21 protein-coding genes are annotated in these 21,065 nt (G+C 61.9%); 13 read left to right on the forward strand and 8 right to left on the reverse strand.

Annotation, left to right across the window (positions count from 1 at the left end):
* Positions 1-203: 203 nt before the first annotated feature.
* The 4 genes from QMZ29_RS25775 to malM all read left to right on the forward strand — a co-directional run bounded on the left by QMZ29_RS25775 (position 204) and on the right by malM (position 4,605).
* Positions 204-1,175: an alpha-amylase family glycosyl hydrolase gene (locus tag QMZ29_RS25775; protein ID WP_025304463.1), complete on the forward strand. Its 972-nt coding sequence runs from the start codon at positions 204-206 to the stop codon at positions 1,173-1,175.
* Complete coding sequence (gene malK / locus QMZ29_RS19720) at positions 1,168-2,277, forward strand: maltose/maltodextrin ABC transporter ATP-binding protein MalK (protein WP_025304462.1); 1,110 nt, start codon at positions 1,168-1,170, stop codon at positions 2,275-2,277. Before QMZ29_RS25775 ends, malK begins: the two co-directional genes overlap by 8 nt.
* A 32-nt stretch (positions 2,278-2,309) precedes the next feature.
* Positions 2,310-3,599: a maltoporin gene (locus QMZ29_RS19725; RefSeq protein ID WP_025304461.1), complete on the forward strand. Its 1,290-nt coding sequence runs from the start codon at positions 2,310-2,312 to the stop codon at positions 3,597-3,599.
* 100 nt (positions 3,600-3,699) lie between these two features.
* The gene (gene malM, locus QMZ29_RS19730) at positions 3,700-4,605 is read left to right on the forward strand and encodes a maltose operon protein MalM (RefSeq protein WP_025304460.1); all 906 of its coding nucleotides are present in this window, start codon (positions 3,700-3,702) and stop codon (positions 4,603-4,605) included.
* 55 nt (positions 4,606-4,660) lie between these two features.
* Here the strand turns inward: malM and QMZ29_RS19735 are convergent, their stop codons facing one another.
* From QMZ29_RS19735 to QMZ29_RS19745, 3 genes are read right to left on the reverse strand one after another with little or no spacing between them, the layout of a single operon-like run.
* Entirely contained in the window at positions 4,661-5,644 is a 984-nt protein-coding gene (locus QMZ29_RS19735; RefSeq protein ID WP_261425043.1) for a nucleoside hydrolase, read from the reverse strand.
* A gap of 21 nt (positions 5,645-5,665) precedes the next feature.
* A complete protein-coding gene (locus tag QMZ29_RS19740) occupies positions 5,666-6,667 on the reverse strand; it encodes a LacI family DNA-binding transcriptional regulator (protein ID WP_173889865.1) in 1,002 nt (333 codons plus the stop codon).
* 24 nt (positions 6,668-6,691) lie between these two features.
* The gene (locus tag QMZ29_RS19745) at positions 6,692-8,074 is read right to left on the reverse strand and encodes an MFS transporter (RefSeq protein ID WP_025304457.1); all 1,383 of its coding nucleotides are present in this window, start codon (positions 8,072-8,074) and stop codon (positions 6,692-6,694) included.
* Positions 8,075-8,466: 392 nt separating this feature from the next.
* Here QMZ29_RS19745 and ubiC point away from each other — a divergent pair, with 392 nt between their 5' ends.
* Together ubiC and ubiA are read left to right on the forward strand one after the other, a co-directional pair.
* Positions 8,467-8,982 carry a chorismate lyase gene (ubiC, locus tag QMZ29_RS19750; protein WP_261127488.1) on the forward strand — a complete coding sequence of 172 codons (516 nt, stop codon included), beginning with the start codon at positions 8,467-8,469 and terminating at the stop codon, positions 8,980-8,982.
* 18 nt (positions 8,983-9,000) lie between these two features.
* The gene (gene ubiA / locus QMZ29_RS19755) at positions 9,001-9,873 is read left to right on the forward strand and encodes a 4-hydroxybenzoate octaprenyltransferase (protein WP_025304455.1); all 873 of its coding nucleotides are present in this window, start codon (positions 9,001-9,003) and stop codon (positions 9,871-9,873) included.
* A 66-nt stretch (positions 9,874-9,939) separates the two neighbouring features.
* Here the strand turns inward: ubiA and plsB are convergent, their stop codons facing one another.
* A complete protein-coding gene (plsB, locus tag QMZ29_RS19760; protein ID WP_060434712.1) occupies positions 9,940-12,405 on the reverse strand; it encodes a glycerol-3-phosphate 1-O-acyltransferase PlsB in 2,466 nt (821 codons plus the stop codon).
* Positions 12,406-12,553: 148 nt separating this feature from the next.
* Here plsB and QMZ29_RS19765 point away from each other — a divergent pair, with 148 nt between their 5' ends.
* The 4 genes from QMZ29_RS19765 to QMZ29_RS19780 all read left to right on the forward strand — a co-directional run bounded on the left by QMZ29_RS19765 (position 12,554) and on the right by QMZ29_RS19780 (position 15,599).
* Positions 12,554-12,922: a diacylglycerol kinase gene (locus QMZ29_RS19765; protein ID WP_015379225.1), complete on the forward strand. Its 369-nt coding sequence runs from the start codon at positions 12,554-12,556 to the stop codon at positions 12,920-12,922.
* Positions 12,923-13,024: 102 nt separating this feature from the next.
* Positions 13,025-13,633 carry a transcriptional repressor LexA gene (gene lexA / locus QMZ29_RS19770; protein ID WP_025304453.1) on the forward strand — a complete coding sequence of 203 codons (609 nt, stop codon included), beginning with the start codon at positions 13,025-13,027 and terminating at the stop codon, positions 13,631-13,633.
* Between the two features lie 103 nt (positions 13,634-13,736).
* Complete coding sequence (gene dinF / locus QMZ29_RS19775) at positions 13,737-15,074, forward strand: MATE family efflux transporter DinF (RefSeq protein WP_025304452.1); 1,338 nt, start codon at positions 13,737-13,739, stop codon at positions 15,072-15,074.
* Positions 15,075-15,389: 315 nt separating this feature from the next.
* Positions 15,390-15,599: a CsbD family protein gene (locus tag QMZ29_RS19780; RefSeq protein WP_004936743.1), complete on the forward strand. Its 210-nt coding sequence runs from the start codon at positions 15,390-15,392 to the stop codon at positions 15,597-15,599.
* Positions 15,600-15,700: 101 nt separating this feature from the next.
* Here the strand turns inward: QMZ29_RS19780 and zur are convergent, their stop codons facing one another.
* Positions 15,701-16,213, reverse strand: a complete 513-nt coding sequence (zur, locus tag QMZ29_RS19785) for a zinc uptake transcriptional repressor Zur (RefSeq protein WP_015379223.1) — start codon at positions 16,211-16,213, stop codon at positions 15,701-15,703.
* Positions 16,214-16,458: 245 nt separating this feature from the next.
* Here zur and QMZ29_RS19790 point away from each other — a divergent pair, with 245 nt between their 5' ends.
* On the forward strand, positions 16,459-17,031 hold the full coding sequence (locus QMZ29_RS19790) for a sugar O-acetyltransferase (protein ID WP_025304451.1): 573 nt from the start codon (positions 16,459-16,461) through the stop codon (positions 17,029-17,031).
* A gap of 4 nt (positions 17,032-17,035) precedes the next feature.
* On the opposite strand, the gene QMZ29_RS19795 is transcribed toward QMZ29_RS19790, so the two are convergent.
* Positions 17,036-17,581: an RNA polymerase sigma factor gene (locus QMZ29_RS19795; protein ID WP_261425049.1), complete on the reverse strand. Its 546-nt coding sequence runs from the start codon at positions 17,579-17,581 to the stop codon at positions 17,036-17,038.
* Between the two features lie 18 nt (positions 17,582-17,599).
* The gene (locus tag QMZ29_RS19800) at positions 17,600-18,133 is read right to left on the reverse strand and encodes a tetratricopeptide repeat protein (protein ID WP_197770346.1); all 534 of its coding nucleotides are present in this window, start codon (positions 18,131-18,133) and stop codon (positions 17,600-17,602) included.
* A 202-nt stretch (positions 18,134-18,335) separates the two neighbouring features.
* On the opposite strand from QMZ29_RS19800, the gene dusA reads away from it, so the two are divergent.
* Together dusA and pspG are read left to right on the forward strand one after the other, a co-directional pair.
* Entirely contained in the window at positions 18,336-19,346 is a 1,011-nt protein-coding gene (gene dusA, locus QMZ29_RS19805) for a tRNA dihydrouridine(20/20a) synthase DusA (RefSeq protein ID WP_197815219.1), read from the forward strand.
* A 157-nt stretch (positions 19,347-19,503) separates the two neighbouring features.
* On the forward strand, positions 19,504-19,722 hold the full coding sequence (gene pspG, locus QMZ29_RS19810) for an envelope stress response protein PspG (RefSeq protein ID WP_025304448.1): 219 nt from the start codon (positions 19,504-19,506) through the stop codon (positions 19,720-19,722).
* A 300-nt stretch (positions 19,723-20,022) separates the two neighbouring features.
* Here pspG and QMZ29_RS19815 read toward each other — a convergent pair whose 3' ends face one another.
* Positions 20,023-21,006 carry a quinone oxidoreductase gene (locus tag QMZ29_RS19815; RefSeq protein ID WP_197770349.1) on the reverse strand — a complete coding sequence of 328 codons (984 nt, stop codon included), beginning with the start codon at positions 21,004-21,006 and terminating at the stop codon, positions 20,023-20,025.
* Positions 21,007-21,065 lie beyond the last annotated feature (59 nt).

The raw sequence follows: 21,065 nt of genomic DNA on the forward strand, positions 1-21,065 counted from the left end.
GGCACAAAATAGGGGGGCAATTTTTGCCAGCCGGATCACAGATTTGCCTTAAGCGCGGAACTTCTCATCGCCGCGGTCGTTCTCTCATCCTCCCGCCTCCTCCCCCATGAAAAATCTTGTTACGGATGATTACCCTTTCCGGCGACTCCCGCACTATCGGCCCATTGATTTTCAACGCCACGCGCAGCAGGGATACCGGATTTATGTCGTCAATGCCTATCGCTACTCAGCCCACCCTGTACCGGATCCATCCGGCCAGTTTCCGTGACGGAAACGGGGACGGCGTGGGCGACGCGCACGGCATGCTGGCGGCGCTGCCGTATCTGAAAGCGCTGTCGATCGACGGCCTGTTGCTGCCGCAGACGCTGGCGCCGGGGGCCGAGGCGACGGTGACGGGCGAAGGGCTGACGCTGTGGTACGGCGATGAAGCCAACCGCGTTCGCAATGCCGTCGCGCCGCGGCGGTTCGCCCACGGTGCGCTGGCGCTGGACGTGATGCCGTTCAGCGCGGAGAAGCTGGTGGCGGTGCTGCACGCCCGTCGTACCACATTGGCGGACAGCCTGTGGAGCACCGGGGACGCCGATCAGCCCCGGGTGGTCAGCCGCTGGGGGCAGGGCGACCTGCGTTCCGCCGCCGCCTTTCTGACGCTGCTGGCGATGCTACCGGCGCCAATCTGCCTGTATCAGGGCGAGGAGCTGGGGCTGCCGCATGCCGCCGGCCTGCAAGATCCGCGCGGCGCGCAAACGCCGATGCCGTGGCACGAAGCCCCCGAACAGGTCACCGCCGGCGAAATCAGCTGGTATCAACAGGTGGCGATCGAACACCGCGCATTGGCCATCAGCCGCCAACAGCACGACAGCCACTCCACCTTACGTTACTGCCAGGCGCTGTTGGCCCTGCGTCGTTCGCCGCTCATCCAGCATGGCGAACTGAACGAAGTCAGCCAGCGCGATGGCGTGGTGCGCTTACTTATTACCCATCAGGATCAATGCCTTGAAGCGCTGATAAACCTGCAGCCTTATACTCAGGCGGCCGCGCCGTCTGAGGCGACCTTGCCGTTGGCATGGCAGCACGGCGCGCAGCAAGAGGGTCATCAATGGGTTTTGGCGGGCTTTGCCTCCGCCATTTTCACACGACATGTTAACTGCGAAAGCAGGGGAGTAACGCATGGCTAGCGTGACACTGCGCAGCGTTTATAAGGCCTTCGGTGAGGCCGTGATTTCCAAAGACGTCAATCTGACCATCGAAGACGGCGAGTTTGTGGTGTTTGTCGGGCCTTCGGGCTGCGGTAAATCGACGCTGCTGCGCATGATCGCCGGGCTGGAGGACATCACCTCCGGCGAACTGCTGATCGGCGAGAAACGTATGAATGAGGTGCCGCCTTCCGAGCGCGGCATCGGCATGGTGTTCCAGTCCTACGCGCTGTATCCGCACCTGTCGGTGGCGGACAACATGTCGTTCGGCCTGAAGCTGGCCGGCGCCAAGAAAGCGGAAATCAATCAACGGGTGAACCAGGTCTCCGAGGTGCTGCAACTGGCGCACCTGCTCGACCGGCGGCCGAAGGCGCTGTCCGGCGGGCAGCGTCAGCGCGTGGCGATCGGCCGCACGCTGGTGGCCGAGCCGGACGTATTCCTGCTTGACGAACCGCTGTCCAACCTCGACGCCGCGCTGCGGGTGCAGATGCGCATCGAGATCTCCCGTCTGCACAAGCGCCTGCAGCGCACCATGATTTACGTCACCCACGATCAGGTCGAAGCGATGACGCTGGCCGACAAGATCGTGGTGCTCGATGCCGGTCGCGTGGCGCAGGTCGGCAAGCCGCTGGAACTGTATCACTACCCGGCCAACCGCTTCGTCGCCGGGTTTATCGGCTCGCCGAAGATGAACTTCCTGCCGGTCAAGGTGACCGCGGCGGAGCCGCAACAGGTGCAGGTCGAACTGCCCAACCGCCAGCTGGTCTGGCTGCCGGTGGAAGGCGCGGGCGTTCAACCCGGCGCCAACCTGTCACTGGGCATTCGCCCTGAACATCTGCTGCCCGGCGAAGCCTCAGAAGTGCGGCTTACCGGCGACGTACAGGTGGTGGAGCAGCTCGGCAACGAGACGCAAATCCACATCCAAATCCCGGCCATCCGTCAAAACCTGGTGTACCGCCAGAATGACGTGGTGCTGGTAGAAGAAGGTGCCACATTCGCCATCGGCCTGCCGCCTCACCGCTGCCACCTGTTCCGTGAAGACGGTACGGCATGTAAACGGCTGCACCAGGAGCCGGGCGTTTAAAGCATCAAAGTCGGTATAACAGGAGAATAATGATGACTACTCTGCGCAAACTTCCTCTGGCACTGGCTGTCGCCGCCGGTGTTCTCTCTACTCAGGCGCTGGCCGTGGATTTCCACGGTTATGCCCGTTCCGGCATCGGCTGGACCGGCAGCGGCGGTGAGCAACAGTGCTTCAAGGCCACCGGCGCCGCGAGTAAATACCGTCTCGGCAACGAATGCGAAACCTACGCCGAACTGAAACTGGGGCAGGAAGTGTGGAAAGAAGGCGACAAGAGCTTCTATTTCGACACTAACCTGGCCTATTCGGTCTCGCAGCGTTCCGACTGGGAAGATGTGACCCCGGGCTTCCGCGAAGTCAACGTGCAGGGTAAAAACCTGATCGAGTGGCTGCCGGGCTCCACGCTGTGGGCCGGTAAGCGCTTCTATCAGCGTCATGACGTTCACATGATCGACTTCTACTACTGGGATATCTCCGGCCCGGGCGCCGGTCTGGAAAACATCGATCTGGGCTTCGGCAAGCTGTCCGCTGCCGTGACCCGCAACTCGGAGTCCGGCGGCTCTTACGGCTACCTGGATAACGAATGGAAACAGCGTCCAACCGTCAACGACACCTTCGACGTGCGCTTGGCCGGGCTGGAGCTGAACCCGGGCGGCACCCTGGAGCTGGGCGTGGACTACGGCCGCGCCAATGCGCAGGATAACTACCGCCTGGCCGACGGCGCCAGCAAAGACGGCTGGATGTTCACCGCCGAACACACGCAGAGTATCCTGAACGGTTACAACAAGTTCGTGCTGCAGTACGCCACCGACTCGATGACCTCGCAGAACAACGGCCGCAACGAAGGCGCCACCATTGATAACAACGGCAAGATGATCCGCGTGTTGGATCACGGCGCCATCGACTTCAACGATCAGTGGGCACTGATGTACGTCGCCATGTTCCAGGACATCGACCGCGACAACAACAACGGCACCACCTGGTACACCGTGGGCGTGCGCCCGATGTACAAATGGACGCCGATCATGAGCACCTTGCTGGAGGCGGGCTATGACAACGTCAAATCCCAGCGCACCGGCGATCGCAACGGCCAGTATAAAGTGACCCTGGCGCAGCAATGGCAGGCGGGCAACAGCATCTGGTCGCGTCCGGCCATCCGCCTGTTCGCCACCTACGCCAAGTGGGATGAGAAGTGGGGCTACGCCACCGGCGATGACACCGGGTATAACGCCGGCACCGCTTACAACGACACCAGCATGCATACCTTCAGCCGCGGCAAGGATGACGAAGTCACCTTCGGCGCCCAGATGGAAATTTGGTGGTAACGACGACAGGACGGGGAGGGCCGCCGGCTCTCTCCCAACCGCATTCGCCGCGGCCGGATCTCTTGCCTGATCCGCCGCGGCGCTGAAAGAGGATATAACGATGAAAAAGAATCTGCTGTCACTCTGCCTGTCGCTGGCGCTGACCGTCGGCGCGCCTCTGGCGGCCAACGCCGAGACGCCGGCTAACGTTTCCGTCGCGCCGGCCATCAGCGCCGCCACGCTGCAAAGCCTGCCGTGGCAGCCGCTGCAGCCGCCGGTGTCGCAAGAAGTGAAGCTCGACGCCGTCAGCCCGCAGCTCAATCAGGGCGAGATCCAGGGGGCGATCGCCGCCTATACGCTGCCGGCCGATCGCGGCTCGCTGGAAGTGACGCTGAGCAGCCTCGCTAAAAACAATTCGCTGTACGCGCCGAGCGTGCTGGTGCTGGACGAGCATCTGCGCCCGGCGGCGTATTACCCGAGCAGCTATTTCCCTTACCAGCCGCCGGGAGCAATGTCCTCCGATCGCCTCGAAGGCACGTTGAAACTGACGCCGGCGCTTGGTCAAAAACAGATTTACCTGCTGGTGTACACCACTCGGCAGGACTTGGCGAAAACCACGCAGTTGACCAATCCGGCCAAGGCCTATGCGCAGGGCGTGGGCAACGCGGTGCCGGATATCCCGGATCCAATCGCCGGCCACGCGACGAGCGGCACCCTGAAGCTCAAGGTGACCGCGGAACAGGGCACCGGCAACGTGATGATCGGTATGCTACAGCCTGCGCCGACCGTGGCGCCGGTGGTGGTAGGATCAACCGCACCGGCCGCTGTGGCGGCGCCGGCACCGACCCCGGAGAAACCGGCGGAGCCGATGCTCAACGATACCGAAAGCTACTTCAATAATGGCATCAAGCAGGCGGTGAAGGCGGGCGATATCGACAAGGCGCTGAAACTGATGAATGAGGCCGAGAAGTTGGGCTCGACCACTGCGCGTAAAACGTTTATCAGCAGCGTTAAAGGCAAGGGGTAACACCCGGCGCTGCCGATGCTGGCTCGATGATTGGTGCGCCTTGGCGCACCTTTTTTCATCCGCGCGCCAGCGTTGCGCCGATCAACGCCAGTAGACGGGTATTGTCCACCTGCTGCATGATGCACACCGGCTTGCCCTGCGGCGGCGGCATGCCGACCGTCAGGCGCAGGCCGCCCGGCCGCCAACGGCGTGAGCTGCCGCGCGTCAACGCCCCTTCCAGCGCCACATCCACATGGAACATTTCGGTCGTGACCAACTGCGGTTCCAACAGCCAGGCGATCACCAGCGCATCATGGATCCAGCAGCCCGGCAGGCGCCGCGTATGGCGCGAATAGTCGATCCACGGCTGCGTGGTGGCGCGCAAATAGCGGCACAGCGGCGTATCCGGCTGCGTCAGTGCGGCCAGATCCGCCTGGGTCAGCATGGTCTGGGTGGTGACATCCAGCGGCGCCAGCGTGATAGCGGCGCCGCTGTTCAGCACCAGCCGTGCCGCTTCCGGATCCAGGCCGAAATTGGTGTCCTTGATGTACCCGTCGACGTTGAATACGCCACCCATGATTACGATCTCTTTCACCGCCTGCGCCATCTGCGGGTAAAGCTGCATGGCGTGCGCAACGTTGGTCAGCGGGCCGATCGCCGCCAGCGTGATCTCGCCGGGATGGCGGCAGATCAGCTCGCCGATGGCGATGGCGGCGTCCGGTACGGGCGCGTTGGCGAGTGAGGGCGCGGGCAAGTCGCGCCACAGCGCTGCCAGCTTGGGATCGGCGATCGGGCAGTCCAGATGCGCGCGCCACGGCTCCGGCGGCTCACTCAGGGCGCGCGCCGCGCCGAGGGCGACAGGAACCTGATAGCCGCTCTGCGCCAGCAGATCGGTGGCGACGGCGAAGCCCACTTCGCGCGGGGTGTTGCCGGCCACGATGCTGATCAGCTCCAGCTGCAGCTGCGGTTTGGCCGCCAGCGCCAGGGCCAGCGCCAGCCCGTCGTCGACGTTGGCGCCGGGGACGCCATTGCCGGGATCGCAATCAATGATTAAACGCATATAAGGTGTCCTGAAAACCCGCTAACAGCCGCATGAATGGCGGATGCGCAGTTGAAAAGCGAATTCATGCAGCTCGGCGGGCGCGGCACCGGCGGCCAGCATGGCGATGGCCCGCTTGGCCATGGCGTCGATCGGCTGCTCGACCGCGCTGAGCGGCGGCACGCTGAATTCGGATTGCTGCGTGCCGTTAAAACAAATCAGCGCCAGATCGTCCGGTGCGCGCAACCCATGCTCTGCCAGCGCCGACAGGCAGCCGAGCGCCTGCTGCTCGTTGGAGGTGAAAACGGCGCGTGGGCGTGGGCCTTGCACCAGGCACTGGGTGGCCTGGTAGCCGCCCTCGCGGGTGTAGGGCATCTCGAAAATCCACTCGTCGCGCGGCGCAATGCCCGCCTCCAGCAGCGCATCGCGCCAGCCGTTCAGGCGATCCTGCGCGTTGAGCATGGTCAGCGGGCCGATAAAAATGCCGATGTCGCGATAGCCGTGCTGCAGCAGATGGCGGGTCGCCTGGCAGGCGGCGTCGCGCTCGTCGACGCGGATGGCGCAGACGCCGGCCTGGCTGTCGATGGTGTCTATCATCACGCAGGGCGTGCCGGAGGCGCGGATCAGCTCGAACCACGGATGGCGATCGACGCTGGTGTACAGCAGGCCGTCGACCTGGCGGCGCAGCAGGTTGTTGATCAGCTCATACTCACGCTGCCGGTCATCGCCGGCGTCACCCAGCAGCAGCACGCGGCCGCGGCTGAAGGCCTCTTGCTGCAGCGCCCGCGCCAGCGTGGCGAAGAAAGGGTTGGAAATATCCGGCACCACCAGCCCGTAGGTTTGCGTGCTGCCGGAGGCCAATGCCCGCGCGATGTCGTTAGGCCGGTAGCCGGTCTGCTCGATCGCCGCCAGCACGCGCAGCCGGGTGGCTTCCGCCACCGGGCGCGGGCCGTTGTTGATCACATAGCTGACCACGGCGACGGAGGTGCCCGCTACGCGGGCCACGTCGGCGCGGGTAACGCGTCGCGCGGAGTGATTATCCAAATTGGGTTCCTGTTCGCCTTCTCGCTACGCGGCATCCTGCGGCAGGTTGAGATCGCGGCCGCGGGTTTCGGGAGCAAAGAAGGTGGTGATTAAGCCGATGGCCGCCATTACAACAAAATAGCAGGCGACAGGCCACCAGTGACCGAAACCGGACAGCAGCGCGGTGGCGATCAGCGGCGCGGTGCCGCCGGAGAGGATCGAACCGAGCTCCTTGGCGAACGCCATCTTGGAGTAGCGATTCTTCACGCCGAACAGTTCGACGCCGTAGGCCGCCTGCACGCCGAAGATCCCCAGCGATGCGATGCACATGCCGACCACGATCACCGAGATGACGATCGCCGGTTCACGGCTGTCGAGCAACCAGAACGCCGGGAAGGCGTACAGCACCAGCAGCAGGCAGAACCAGCGGTAGGTGATGCGGCGGCCGAAGCGATCGGACAGCCAGCCGGCCAGCGGGATCACCAGAAAACCGCACAGCGAGGCGATCAACACCGCCAGCGCCGGCACCGATTTATCGACCATCAGCACCTTGGCGACATAGCCGACGATAAAGCCCTGGCACAGGTAGGAAGGGCCGTTTTCGCCGATGCGCAGGCCGAGCATCACCCAGAACGCCTTGGTGCGCTGCAGGTAGCTGCGCGTATCCGGCGCGGCCTGGGCGGCGTCCAGCATGCGCTGGTGGTTTTGCTGTAGCTCGCGTTCGAAGACCGGCGTTTCCCGCACGTGGCGACGCAGGTACAGCGCCGCACCGGCGATCAGAATGCTGGCGAGGAACGGAATGCGCCAGCCCCAGCTCATCAGATCTTCCTTGTCCAGCTGCAGCACCAGCAGCCATACCAGCGACGCCAGCAGGGTGCCGCTGTTCGAGCCGATGGCGATGATCGACGCCACCAGCCCGCGCCGTTTGGCCGGCGCGTATTCCGCCAGCATCACCGCGCCGCCGGACAGTTCCGCACCGGCGCCGAACCCCTGCGCGAAGCGCAGGATCACCAGGCAGGTGGGCGCCCAGACGCCGATTTGCGCATAGGACGGGATCAGACCGATCAATGTGGTGGAGAGGCCCATCAGCGCCACGGTGGTGATCAGCACCACGCGGCGGCCTTTGCGGTCGCCGATCCAGCCGAACACCAGCGCACCGATCGGCCGCGCGACGAAGCCGACGGAGTAGGTGGCGAAACTGGCCAGCAGCGCCACCAGCGGCGTGGCTTCCGGGAAGAACACGTCGCCGAACACCATGCCGGCCGCCAGGCCGTACAGCGCGAAGTCGACGTATTCCATGGCGGTGCCGAGCCAGCAGGAGAAGGTGGCGCGCCAAAATTGGCTGCGCCCCTCTTTGGTTGCCAGGCGTTCATCGGCCGCCAGCGCGGCGTCGGCGGTCTGTGAAGGGGCAAGCGTTGTTTCGCTCATGGCAGTGCTATCCTCTTTTGTTCTGCGCCTGGAGGGGCGCGGTTAAAGATGGTTTCCCTGGTGCCGGCAACAAAGGTGTGCCGACAAATCATGTCGGACGCATGGCGATTCAACGCTGCCGTATCAGGGTATCTACGCGCGTAGATAACACAACGCGAGGAGGCTGAAACTTTGCGGGCGATCACAGAATCGTCAGCGCGCCGGGAAATGAAGATAGAGAATGCGGATGGCAAAAAGATGACAGAACCCCGGTTTTTCCGGCCGACAGACCTGCCGTTTTCGCCACGAATCAGCCTGCCGCTTTCGCATTTCTGCGCTACAATGGGGGCCTGTTAACAGTTTGTATCGCCTGGCGCGCCACACCGGCCGCGGTTCAGGCGAGGAGTAAAACAATGTCTGGCATCAGGGATTCCATCCTGCCGCCGCTGGAGTGGTTGTCCGAACAGGATCCTCCGGCGCCCGCCGCCGTCAGCGACTGGCTGATGGAGTTAGGCTCCATGACCCGCCGATTTGAACGCCATTGCGCCCAGGTGCGCGTTGAACCGCAGCGCGAATGCTTCGTCACGCGCGAGGCGCTGGGCGACGAGGCGAACCACCTGCCCGACAGCACGCGCTACTGGCTGCGCGAAGTGGTGCTGCTGGGCGACGACCAGCCCTGGCTGCTTGGGCGCACGGTGATCCCGGAACATACGCTGACCGGCCCCGACCAGGCGCTGGTGGATCTGGGGACGCTGCCGCTCGGGCGCTATCTGTTCAGCAGCGGCGAGCTGACGCGCGACTATATCCATATCGGCCGGCAGGACGCGCTGTGGGCGCGTCGTTCACGGCTGCGGCTGGCGGGCAAGCCGCTGTTGCTGACCGAACTGTTTTTACCGGCTTCGCCGCTGTATTCAGCGGTCCCCGCATAAAGAGAGGAGAGCAAGACGTTGGAGGGAAGCGTGACTCAAAGTAAATGGCGGGCTTACAGCCATTTGATGCGCATTGATAAACCGATCGGCACGCTGTTGCTGTTGTGGCCGACGCTGTGGGCGCTGTGGCTGGCCGGGAAAGGCGTGCCGCCGCTGTCGATTCTGGTGGTGTTCGTGCTCGGCGTGTTCCTGATGCGCGCCGCCGGTTGCGTGGTGAATGACTACGCCGATCGCGCGGTGGACGGCTACGTAAAGCGCACCGCCGGGCGGCCGATGCCGAGCGGTCGGGTGAGCGCGAAAGAGGCCAAGGTGCTGTTCGTGGTGCTGGTGCTGATCTCCTTCTGCCTGGTATTGACGCTGAATGCGATGACCATCTGGCTGTCGCTGGCGGCGCTGGCGCTAGCCTGGGTGTATCCGTTTATGAAGCGGGTGACCAACCTGCCGCAGTTCGTGCTGGGTGCCGCGTTCGGCTGGGGCATTCCGATGGGCTATGCGGCGGTCAGCGAATCGCTGCCGCTCAGCTGCTGGCTGCTGCTGCTGGCGAACATCTGCTGGACGGTGGCCTACGACACGCTGTATGCGATGGTCGATCGCGACGATGATCTGAAAATAGGCATCAAGTCCACCGCTATCCTGTTCGGGCGTTATGACAAGCTGATCGTCGGGCTGTTGCAGTTCGCGACGCTGTTGCTGCTGGTGTGGGTCGGTTATCTGGCGCAGCTCGGCGGCGCGTTTTACTGGTCGCTGTTGCTGGCGGGCGCGCTGTTCATTCACCAGCAGAAGCAGATTGCCGGGCGCGAGCGCGAAGCCTGCTTCAAGGCCTTCCTGCAGAACAATTATGTCGGGCTGGTGGTATTTATCGGCATCGCGCTGAGCTATCTGCCGGCGTAACGGTTTCCTGCAGCAAGAAAAAAGGCACCTCTCGGGGTGCCTTTTGTGTTTCTGCGCCGGGCGAAATCACTCGTCTTGCTCTTCTCCCGCATCGGTTTGCGGCAGGATGGTGGTCTCTTCCGGCATGTTGACGCTTTCGATGGTCAGCTTGATTTCCGGCGTGATCAGATCGCTCAGCATGTTGTACACCTCGAGGGTGTGCTCGCGGATCGCATCGCCGCTGTCGTTGATATAGCCTTCTTCGCGCAGCGTCGCCACCAGGGTGGAGAATACCGCCTTGTCGAAGAACTCCGGCGCGTTGATGCCGTGCAGCACCGACAGACGCTGCGCCATGATGCGGCTCTCTTTCTCCAGCGCGCCGCGGTTGATGCTCGGGTTGGCGCTGAGGATCGACATGGTGATGGCGTAGCGTTGCAGGGTTTCGCGCACCCCGGCGGCCAGCAGCTGCAGCGGGCGAATGCGCGCCGGGTTCAGCACCAGCTCGTCGCCTTTGTCGCAGATAAGCTGTTGACGGATCAGCTCGTCGATCATCGGCCGCAGCACGTCCGGCAGCTGCTCCTTGTCGTTATGCAGGAACAGCTCGGCTTTCAGCATCGGGTAAATCATGCCAATCTGGCGCAGCAGTTCGGCGCGCGATACCCGGCGATGATGCATGACGATGCTGGCGATCAGCGACGGCAACACCAGCAGGTGGTGGATGTTGTTGCGGTAATAGGTCATCAGCACCGCCTGCTCGCGCGGCAGGATGATGATGTCGCCGATGTTGTCCTTTTCCACCTCGAACTTGTTCATGTTCAGCGCGTGATCCAGCAGCTCGTCCGGCGTCTGCGATGGTACGGTGACGTCATGGGCGTAAGGCGCGTTGCGCATCAGCTGCAGGTAGCACTCGAGCTGCTCGAGCAATTGTTCGCGGGTCAGCGAACGCTGGCGCGAGGCCAGCAGCGCGGTGGAACACAGGTTCATGGCGTTGGCCGCGGCGGCGTTGTTGATGCGCACCATGATCTGGCCGGCGAGATCGTTGACCGTCGGCGTCAGCCAGCTTGGGCGCTGAGCTTCGATCGGATCGATCGACTCGCGCCACTGCGGCACGTGCTGGTTGAGGTAAGCTGTCAACGGCAGCGGTTCGCCGAAGTTGACGTAACCCTGGCCCAGGTTACGCAGCTTGCGCAGACCGCGCAGCATCTGCAGCAGGCTCTCTTTTTCCTTGGTGGCGCCGCGCAGCTCTTTGGCGTAGGTACCCACTTCCATCACGTGCTCGTAGCCGATGTAGATCGGCACCAGCGTGATCGGACGGGTGCCGCCGCGCAGCATCGCCTGGATGGTCATCGACAGGGTGCCGGTCTTCGGCTCCAGCAAGCGCCCGGTGCGGGAGCGGCCGCCTTCCACGAAGTATTCCACCGAGTAACCGCGGGTGAACAGCTCGCCGAGGTATTCGCGGAACACCGTCGAGTAAAGCTTGTTGCCCTTGAAGGTGCGGCGGATGAAGAACGCGCCCAGGCGACGGAAGATCGGGCCGGCCGGCCAGAAGTTGAGGTTGATGCCCGCGGCGATGTGCGGCGGCACCAGGCCCTGGTGATACAGCACGTAGGACAGCAGCAGATAGTCCATGTGGCTGCGGTGGCAGGGCACGTAGACGATCTCGTGGCCGTCCTGCGCCAGCTGGCGCACGCGCTCGGCGTTGGTGACGTTGATGCCCTGATACAGCCGGTTCCAGGTCCAGCTCAGCACGCGGTCGGACAGACGCACGGTTTCGTAGGAGAAATCGGCGGCGATCTCTTCCATCAGCGCGATGGCGTTCTGCTGGGCCTTCTCGTGCGAGATCTTCTTGCTGCGCGCTTCGTCCTCGACCGCTTTTTCGATCGCTTTGGACGCCAACAGCTTGTTGAACAGGTCCTGACGGGCCGGCAGGCTCGGGCCTACCGCGGCCAGGCGCTGACGCGAGAAGTGCATGCGCGCCACGCGCGCCAGTTTCTGCGCGATGGTTTTATCCGTGCCGTGCTCGGTGGCCATGCGGCGCAGCGAAACGGTGTTGGAGAAACGCACGAAGCTGTCGCGGCCGAGCCACAGTACGGCGAAGAATTTCTGCACGCCGTTCAACAGACGCAGGTGTGGCGTGCCGTGACCTTCGCGGCCCGGCGAACGGCCGAACATGACCGAAACCGGCAGCATCTGAATGTCGAGATCCGGATTGCTGCGATGCAGATCCAGATAGTCGTGGAACAGCTTTACCGACTCTTCTTTCGGGGTGTAGTAGCGGAACACGCGCGGGCCGTCGTGAATGAACACGTAGCTCGGCAGCACGGTGCCGTCGATCTCCAGCGCGTTGAGCGGATCGGGCAGATCCTGCGCCAGGCACTGGGTGCGCAGCGTCAGCAAATCCGCCTTGGAATTGTAAGGTAAAACATACAAAATCGGCCGTGAGGGATCCAACCCTAGCTCGGTAACCGGATCTGAAGGGATGACCTTACTTCTTACCAACAATTTAAGTGGTAAATTCAATATTTTATAATAAATTTTACGCCAACCTGACATAACAACGTGAAGCCTCTTGTTAGCAATGCGCCGCAAGCATACCAGAAACCGGGTAGCAGATCTGTGGTGTTCGAAAACCGAGAGCCGTCAGCGCGGACTGTTCTAGACTCTTTTTATTATGACCGACCTCTGAGAAAGGCACGAAAACATGGCAAACCAAGCAACCGGATTGACCCGCATCATCAAGGCCGCCGGCTATTCTTATAAAGGGCTTTCCGCCGCCTGGCAACACGAGGCGGCGTTCCGCCAGGAACTGGTGGTGACCCTCCTGGCTATCATACTGGCTGTCTGGCTGGACGTGGGTGCGATAGCGCGCATTTTATTGATCGGATCGGTGGCGCTGGTGATGATCGTCGAGATCCTGAACAGCGCGATCGAAGCGGTGGTGGATCGCATCGGCAGCGAACACCATGAGCTGTCCGGGCGGGCCAAGGACATGGGATCGGCGGCGGTGTCGCTGGCGATCGTGCTGGCGCTGTTCGTATGGGGCACGGTCTTGTGGCAGCATTTTGGCTGACGAAAGTCGCCTACTGACTGATTTTTATTTATTCTTCGGTTCCCAATCCGCGCTTACCTGTATATACTCACAGCAAGACTGTATAAACAAACAGGGGGCGGAATGAAAGCACTAACTACCAGACAGCAAGAGGTCTACGATCTGATTCGCGATCATATTTCGCAAACGGGCATGCCGCCAACGCGTGCCGAGATCGCGATGCGTCTGGGGTTCCGTTCGCCTAACGCCGCCGAAGAGCACCTGAAGGCGCTGGCACGCAAAGGCGTGATCGAAATCGTCTCCGGTGCGTCGCGCGGTATCCGCCTGTTGATGGAAGAAGAAGAAGGGCTGCCGCTGATCGGTCGCGTCGCCGCCGGCGAACCGCTGCTGGCGCAGCAGCACATCGAAGGGCACTACCAGGTGGATCCTTCCCTGTTTAAACCGAGCGCCGATTTCCTGTTGCGGGTGAACGGCATGTCGATGCGCGACATCGGCATTCTGGACGGCGATCTGCTGGCGGTGCACAAAACGCAAGACGTGCGCAACGGCCAGGTCGTGGTCGCGCGCATCGAAGACGAAGTGACGGTCAAGCGCTTGAAAAAGCACGGTAACATGGTTGAGCTGCTGCCGGAGAACAATGAATTCCAACCGATCGTGGTCGATCTGCGCCAGCAGAATTTCACGATCGAAGGGCTGGCGGTCGGCGTGATCCGCAACGGCGACTGGATTTAATCGCCGCGCCATCACCGCCGCTCCCTGTATCAATCGCCCCTGTTTTGGGGCGTTTTTGTTTCTGACCTCGCCCTTCGTCACTCTGTCACAGGAACATCCCATCATGCGCCTGATTTCCGCCTTCACCAGCGACACCGATAAAGCCCTGTGGCGCCTCGCCCTGCCGATGATTTTCTCCAATATCACCGTGCCGCTGCTCGGGCTGGTGGACACCGCGGTGATCGGCCACCTCGACAGCCCGATCTATTTGGGAGGCGTGGCGATCGGCGCGGTGGCGACCAGCTTCCTGTTCATGCTGCTGCTGTTCCTGCGCATGAGCACCACCGGCCTCGCGGCGCAGGCGCTGGGAGCGAAGAACCCGCAGGCGCTGGCGCGCGCCTTTATGCAACCGCTGCTGCTGGCGTTGTTGGCCGGGGGGGCGATCGTCCTGTTGCGCTACCCGCTGATTGAACTGGCGCTGCGGATCGTCGGCGGCGATGGCGAGGTGCTGGAGCAGGCGCGGCGTTTTCTTGAGATCCGCTGGTTGAGCGCACCGGCGGCGCTGGCCAACCTGGTGCTGCTGGGCTGGCTGCTCGGCGTGCAGTACGTGCGTGCGCCGGTGATCCTGCTGATCGTCGGCAACCTGCTGAACATCGTGCTGGATATCTGGCTGGTGATGGGCCTGGGCTGGAACGTACGAGGGGCGGCGGCGGCCACCGCCATCGCCGAATATGCCACGCTATTGCTCGGCCTGTGGCTGGCGTGGCGAGTGATGCGTCTGCGCGGTATTACCCTGGCGATGCTGCGTCAGGCCTGGCGTGGCGATCTGCGCCGCCTGCTGGCGCTCAATCGCGACATCATGTTGCGCTCATTGCTGCTGCAGCTGTGTTTTGCGTCGCTGACCATTTTCGGCGCTCGCCTGGGGAGCGATGTGGTGGCGGTTAACGCGGTGTTGATGAACCTGCTGACGTTTACCGCCTATGCGCTCGACGGCTTCGCTTATGCGGTGGAGGCCCATTCCGGCCACGCCTACGGTGCCCGGGACGGCAGCCAACTGCGTAAGGTGTGGCACGCGGCCTGCAGGCAGGCTGGGCTGGTCGCGTTGGCTTTCGGCCTGGCGTATGCCGTTACCGGCCAGCAGATCGTGGCGGCGTTGACCTCCTTGCCGGAGCTGCGTGCGTTGGCCGCCCACTATTTACCGTGGCAGGTCATTCTGCCGCTGGTCGGGGTGTGGTGCTATTTGCTGGACGGCATGTTTATCGGTGCCACGCGCGGCGCCGAGATGCGTAACAGTATGGCGGTGGCCGCGGCAGGATATGGTCTGACGCTGTTCAGCGTGCCGCTGCTAGGCAACCACGGGCTCTGGCTGGCGCTGGCGGTGTTTCTGACGTTGCGTGGCGTGGCGCTGGGTTGGATTTGGCACCGTCATCAGGTGCGCGGCAGCTGGTTTGCTGCACGTTAGACCGGACGCTTTGTTGGGTTAATTATTAATTTATCTTATGTTTTTATTCATGTTTGCTTACATGTTTCCAGCCTGAATATTTCCGGTTTAGTTCGTTGTTTGTTAGCGTTTTTTGTGTTTATTTTTCTTTTTAATGGTTTTTTATTCTGATGTTTGGCTTTTTTATTTCCATGTTTAACTAGAATGAATCATGTGGCTGGTGAATGAAGGGGAGCGGTGCTTCTTAAGGTGAAGGGAGTATCAACCAGAAAAATTTCTGTTTAACCCCGGCCGGCGACAGGGATCACTGATTCACCACAGGTTAACGGAGAGACTATGAATAAAGATCAAGCCGACGGTAACTGGAAGCAGCTGAAAGGCAAAGTGAAGGAAAAATGGGGCAAGCTGACCGATGACGATCTGACGGTCATCGAAGGGAAACGCGAACAGCTAGTCGGTAAAATCCAGGAGCGCTACGGTTACCAGAAAGAGGCGGCCGAGAAAGAGGTGAAAGCCTGGGAAGATCACACCAAACACCGCTGGTAACAGCAGGGCCGCCACTGACGGCGGCCGGCAACAGCGCAGGCCGGCGTCGCTCCATCCTCTGGCGCCCCGGCTGCAGGTACAGGGAAGTACCTGACTTCGTCTTACTTCTTCTTGATGGCGATGCTGTGATCGTGTTCGGCGCAGTCATGCTTGCTGTCACAAGCCTCAACTTCAACGCAACCGGCGCACAGACCGTGCGCTTCCACCACGCTGTGCCGCAGCGCAAATCCGGCTTCCTGCGCCAGCTTCTGCAGCGTTTCTTCCACGCCTTCGGTGGTGCGTTCGGTCACCTGGCCGCAGCGGTCGCAGATAAACAGCGCGGACGTATGCATCGGCTGTTCGAAATGGTGGCACAGCACGTAGCTGTTGGCCGATTCCACTCTATGGATAAACCCTTGCTCCAGCAGAAAATCCAGCGCGCGGTAGACCGTCGGCGGCTTGGCCTGCGGTTCGGCGACGCGCAGCAGATCGAGCAGGTCATATGCGCTGATTGCACCGGGTTGCTGAGTCATCAGACGCAGCACTTCCAGCCGTTGCGGCGTCAATCGCACATTGCGTTGCTGGCAGAGGCGTTCAGCCTGCGCCAGCAGCTTTTCCTGGGTGGTTGAGTTCATCGCAAATATCCCGGTACGTAAAAAAGCCGATTTTACCATGATTACGGCGAATCGCCGAGAGTTGCCCCCTTTTCCCCTGAGGATAGCGCAGGGAAAGGCGCGTCGATCGCGCGAAAAGAGAGTTGCATCACAACTTTTCCCCGCCGTCGGGCGGCAAATCAACGTTGCCGGTTTTAGCGCTGGAGAGCGGGGGACGAGAGCGGTATAACGCCTTTCACCCGCGTGATGAGCAGGAGCCCTGTGTGATGACGGAAAGAGAGAAGCTGTTAAGCGGCCTGGAGTACAACAGCCGCGATGAAGAACTGATCGCCCTGTACCATCGGGCGAGGGCGTTGACCAAAAGCTTGGGGGCGCTGGACTCGCATCAGGCGGACGAGAAAAACCGCCTGCTCGGCGAGCTGTTTGGCGCCTGGGGGAAGGCGAGTTGGATTGAAACACCATTCTGGTGCGACTACGGGCAGCATGTCCGCATCGGTAAAAACTGTTTTATCAACGTCAATGCGGTGTTCCTCGATTGTAATACCATCACCATCGGCGACAACACGCTGATCGGCCCCAACGTGCAAATCTATACGCCGAGCCACCCGCTGAAGGCCGCAGAGCGCTTCACCGGCGATCCGGATTTCCCTTTCCGCACCTCGGCGCAGCCGGTGTCCATTGGCAACAACGTCTGGATCGGCGGCAACGTAGTGATCCTGCCGGGAGTGACCATCGGCGACGGCACGACCATCGGCGCGGGCAGCATCGTCACCGGCGACATCCCGGCCAACGTGCTGGCGCTGGGGCAGCCATGCCGGGTTATCCGCTCGTTGGAATAGGGCGTTATCGACGAGCAGGAGGCAAGGGGGCGGGATGGCTCTCTTTGCGGTGCGGGCCGTCGTTTGCCAACGGGCGGTCATCGGCCAACGCCAAGCGTGCGGCCGCCAGGCGGCTCATGACGGTGCCGATTGGCACCGCCAGCACTTTCGCGGCCTCCCGATAGGATAGCCCTTCGATATACACCAGAAACAGCGCGTTGCGCTGAGCCGCCGGCAGCCGGCTGACGCGTCGCATCACTTCATGGAGCCAGACCGGCTGTTCACCGTTGTCCGCATCGTCCAGCTCTTCCGCCGCCATGCAGCCTTGCCCTTGGCGAAGATGTTGGGCGCGAACTTCATTGAGCCAGATGGAGTGCAGGATGGAAAACAACCAGCGATCCAGGTGCGAACCGGGAGTGAATTGCGCAGCGCGCTCCAGCGCACGCAGGCAGGTCGCCTGCACCAGATCGTCGGCGATATCCCGCCGGTGCGAAAGCACCAGCGCATAGCGCCACAGGCGGGAGAGATAGTGACCGAGTTCATCGCGTATCGCATCGCCGCTGATAGTCACCTCCGCAGGCGCGTCGGATCAAGATTCCGGGTGGCGGTCGATGGCCGCCGCCAAATCGCGGTACTCCTCGCATTTGGTGCCGCACAGCGACTGGATCACCTGCAGCTGCTGGCGCGCCAGATCGGGTCGGCCTTTCAGCATGTAGGCTTCCCCCAGGTACTCGCGCACTTTAGGGTATTTCGGATCGAGAGCTACTGATTTTAAATAATAGCCGATACCCTCATCGGTGCGGCCAAGTTTGCGCGTGGCGTAGCCGCGATAGTTCAGCGCAACGGCGGTGTTGGGATCTTTCAGCGTGTTGAGCATATCGAGCGCTTCCTGATAGCGGCCGCTTTTCGCCAGCGCATAGGCGTAGTGAGTGCGGTCGACGTCGTCGACCTTGCCGCTTTTATCCACCATGCAGGTCTGAGTTTTGCTGTCGTAGACCTGGCCTTTCGGGCAGGTCGGCGGGGTTTGGCTGCTGCCGTCGCCGCCCATCGCCAGCGCCGCGCCGGAAAACAGCAGGCAGCCGGCAATGGCCGATGCCAGCAGGCGTTTAATGAAGCTGTTCATGGTTGTGTCCTCAAGGCAGAGGCGCCGTGCGCGCCCGTAATGAGATAACACCTGAACGAGTGGGTTTATTCGCCTTGTCTCCGCTTATTTTTGCCGGCGGCAAGCGGGTTTTCCCAACGGCGCCGATTGTCGTTATAATAGCCGTTTGCGGCCGCGCGCCGTTCGTTGAACCCAGACAGACTCAGGTAGCCAGTAACTCAGCATGACGAAAGACAACCACGCCCCAACCTACGCCGCCAATCGTTTCTCCATCGCGCCGATGCTCGACTGGACCGATCGTCATTGCCGTTACTTCCACCGCCTGCTGACCAAGGAAACGCTGCTGTACACCGAAATGGTGACCACCGGCGCGATCATCCACGGCAAGGGCGACTATCTGGCCTACAGCGAAGAAGAGCATCCGGTGGCGCTGCAGCTGGGCGGCAGCGATCCGGCCGCGCTGGCGCATTGCGCCAAGCTGGCGGAGCAGCGCGGTTACGACGAGATTAACCTCAACGTCGGCTGCCCGTCCGATCGCGTGCAAAACGGCATGTTCGGCGCCTGTCTGATGGGCCAGGCGGCGCTGGTCGCCGATTGCATCAAGGCGATGCGCGACGTGGTGTCGATCCCGGTGACGGTGAAGACCCGCATCGGCATCGACGATCAGGACAGCTACGCCTTCCTGTGTGACTTTATCGAGACCGTCGCCGGGCGCGGCGAGTGCGACATGTTCACCATCCACGCGCGCAAGGCCTGGCTCTCCGGCCTCAGCCCGAAAGAAAACCGCGAAGTGCCGCCGCTGGATTATCCGCGCGTCTATCAGCTGAAGCGGGATTTCCCGGCGCTGACCATCGCCATTAACGGCGGGGTGAAAACGCTGGAAGAGGCGCAGCAGCATCTGCAGCATCTGGACGGTGTGATGATAGGGCGCGAGGCGTATCAGAATCCGGGTATCCTGGCGCGGGTCGACAGCGAACTGTTCGGCGCGCAGACCGAGGTGCCGGACAGCGTGGCGATCGTCGAAGCGCTGTATCCGTATATTGAGCGCGAGTTGTCCAACGGCACCTATCTCGGCCACATCACCCGCCACATCCTCGGTTTGTTCCAGGGTGTGCCGGGCGCGCGCCAGTGGCGTCGCCACCTGAGCGAGAACGCCCACAAGCCGGGCGCCGATGCGCGGGTGGTGGAGCAGGCGCTGGCGCTGGTGCGTCAGCCGCGTGTCGAAATGGCGTAACCCACCAAAAATTTGACCAACAGTTAGTCTTTTTCGCCAGGCATTCGGCCCATTGCCGGATGCCTGCCCCGTTTTTTCAATAGGTTAGCCCTTTCGCCGTTCTGGCACGCTTCTTGTAATCCACTCTGCAGATACGTTGAGTTGCAAAGGAGCAATCATGTTGGAAATCTTCTTTCTCATTGGCTTTGTGGTGATGCTGATGGTGACCGGCATCTCGCTGCTGGGGATCTTCGCTGCGCTGTTGGTGGCGGCGGCGTTCATGCTGTTGGGCGGGTTGTTCGCGGTGGTCATCAAGCTGCTGCCGTGGCTGATTTTGGCGGTCGTCGGGGTATGGATTTACCGGTCGATGCAGAAACCGCAGGCCAGGCGTTACTGATTTTTTGCTGAATAATCAGTCAGTCGCGATGAAACTTGCACAACTTGCCGCCCCGCTAATGCGGCAGCGATCACAGCTTGGCAGTTTTACCGCGCGATGTGGCACATAAAGCGTGTTTTTTGCCGGACGGGGCTGTTAGGATGTGGGTCGATGCAGTGATGCGATCGATTTCATCACCGTGAGAGACAATCAAAATTCGTGTTGCTGAAGCAACCCCCTGTCTCTGGCGGACTCTGCTCTACCCCTACAAAACGCAGTAACAGAAAGGGCTCCGTAAGGAGCCCTTTTCTTTTGCCGCTATCAGGGGATCAGCAGGCTGGAGCCACTGGTGCTGCGGCTTTCCAGCACCTGGTGTGCCCGCTGGGCGTCGGCCAGCGCGAATTTCTGCTCGTCTTTCACCTCCACCCGAATGGCGCCGCTGCCGATCAGCGAGAACAGCTCGTTGCTGGCGTACTGCAGCTCGGCGCGGTTGGTGATGTAGCCGTTGAGGGAAGGGCGGGTGACGTACAGCGAGCCCTTCTGATTCAGCAGCGCCAGATCGACGCCGGTCACCGGGCCGGACGCGTTGCCGAAGCTCACCATCAGGCCGCGACGCTTCAGGCTGTCGAGCGAGGCCAGCCAGGTGCTTTTACCCACCGAATCGTACACCACGCCGACCTTCTCGCCGTGCGTCAGCTCGGCCACCCGCTGGGCGATATCCTCTTTATGGTAGTTGATGGTGGCCCAGGCGCCGGCCTGCTTCGCCAGCGCCGCCTTCTCGTCGGAACCGACGCTGCCGATCAGGCGCGCGCCCAGCGCTTTGGCCCATTGGCAGGCGATAAGCCCAACCCCACCGGCGGCGGCATGGAACAGGAACACTTCACCCGGCTGCACGTCGTGGGTCTGGCGCAGCAGGTAGTGTACCGTCAGCCCTTTGAGGAAAGAGGCGGCACCCTGCTCAAAGCTGAGGTTATGCGGCAGCAGCGCCACTTTCTCTTCCGGCACGTTGTGGATCTCGCTGTAGGCGCCGAGCGACGACTGCGCATACACCACCCGGTCGCCCGGTTTGATCGCGCTGACGCCGGCGCCAACCTTGACCACCACGCCGGCCGCCTCGGTGCCGAGGCCGCTCGGCAGGCTCGCCGGCGCGTACAGCCCGCTGCGCACATAGGTGTCGATGTAGTTGATGCCGATCGCTTTGTTCTCGACCTGCACTTCGCCGGCGGCGGGATCGAGCGGTGTAAAATCAACGTATTGCAAGACTTCCGGCCCGCCGGTGGCGGAGAATTGAATGCGCTTGGCCATATCGTTACCTCGTTTGGGTGTCTGATTTCACCCTATTCTTTTTAGTATCGGAGATCCAG

The sequence above is a fragment of the Serratia sp. PF-27 genome (assembly GCF_030053255.1).
In the GTDB taxonomy this organism is placed as follows: domain Bacteria; phylum Pseudomonadota; class Gammaproteobacteria; order Enterobacterales; family Enterobacteriaceae; genus Serratia; species Serratia bockelmannii.

Bases quoted from the DNA above. Each gene is read 5' to 3' on its own strand.
- QMZ29_RS25775 (WP_025304463.1), top strand. From the start codon at position 204: ATGTCGTCAATGCCTATCGCTACTCAGCCCACCCTGTACCGGATCCAT.
- QMZ29_RS19725 (WP_025304461.1), top strand. From the start codon at position 2,310: ATGACTACTCTGCGCAAACTTCCTCTGGCACTGGCTGTCGCCGCCGGT.
- QMZ29_RS19765 (WP_015379225.1), top strand. From the start codon at position 12,554: ATGGCAAACCAAGCAACCGGATTGACCCGCATCATCAAGGCCGCCGGC.
- QMZ29_RS19815 (WP_197770349.1), bottom strand. From the start codon at position 21,006: ATGGCCAAGCGCATTCAATTCTCCGCCACCGGCGGGCCGGAAGTCTTG.
- malK (WP_025304462.1), top strand. From the start codon at position 1,168: ATGGCTAGCGTGACACTGCGCAGCGTTTATAAGGCCTTCGGTGAGGCC.
- zur (WP_015379223.1), bottom strand. From the start codon at position 16,213: ATGAACTCAACCACCCAGGAAAAGCTGCTGGCGCAGGCTGAACGCCTC.
- plsB (WP_060434712.1), bottom strand. From the start codon at position 12,405: ATGTCAGGTTGGCGTAAAATTTATTATAAAATATTGAATTTACCACTT.
- QMZ29_RS19780 (WP_004936743.1), top strand. From the start codon at position 15,390: ATGAATAAAGATCAAGCCGACGGTAACTGGAAGCAGCTGAAAGGCAAA.
- malM (WP_025304460.1), top strand. From the start codon at position 3,700: ATGAAAAAGAATCTGCTGTCACTCTGCCTGTCGCTGGCGCTGACCGTC.
- QMZ29_RS19745 (WP_025304457.1), bottom strand. From the start codon at position 8,074: ATGAGCGAAACAACGCTTGCCCCTTCACAGACCGCCGACGCCGCGCTG.
- dinF (WP_025304452.1), top strand. From the start codon at position 13,737: ATGCGCCTGATTTCCGCCTTCACCAGCGACACCGATAAAGCCCTGTGG.
- QMZ29_RS19790 (WP_025304451.1), top strand. From the start codon at position 16,459: ATGACGGAAAGAGAGAAGCTGTTAAGCGGCCTGGAGTACAACAGCCGC.
- lexA (WP_025304453.1), top strand. From the start codon at position 13,025: ATGAAAGCACTAACTACCAGACAGCAAGAGGTCTACGATCTGATTCGC.
- QMZ29_RS19800 (WP_197770346.1), bottom strand. From the start codon at position 18,133: ATGAACAGCTTCATTAAACGCCTGCTGGCATCGGCCATTGCCGGCTGC.
- dusA (WP_197815219.1), top strand. From the start codon at position 18,336: ATGACGAAAGACAACCACGCCCCAACCTACGCCGCCAATCGTTTCTCC.
- pspG (WP_025304448.1), top strand. From the start codon at position 19,504: ATGTTGGAAATCTTCTTTCTCATTGGCTTTGTGGTGATGCTGATGGTG.
- QMZ29_RS19735 (WP_261425043.1), bottom strand. From the start codon at position 5,644: ATGCGTTTAATCATTGATTGCGATCCCGGCAATGGCGTCCCCGGCGCC.
- ubiC (WP_261127488.1), top strand. From the start codon at position 8,467: ATGTCTGGCATCAGGGATTCCATCCTGCCGCCGCTGGAGTGGTTGTCC.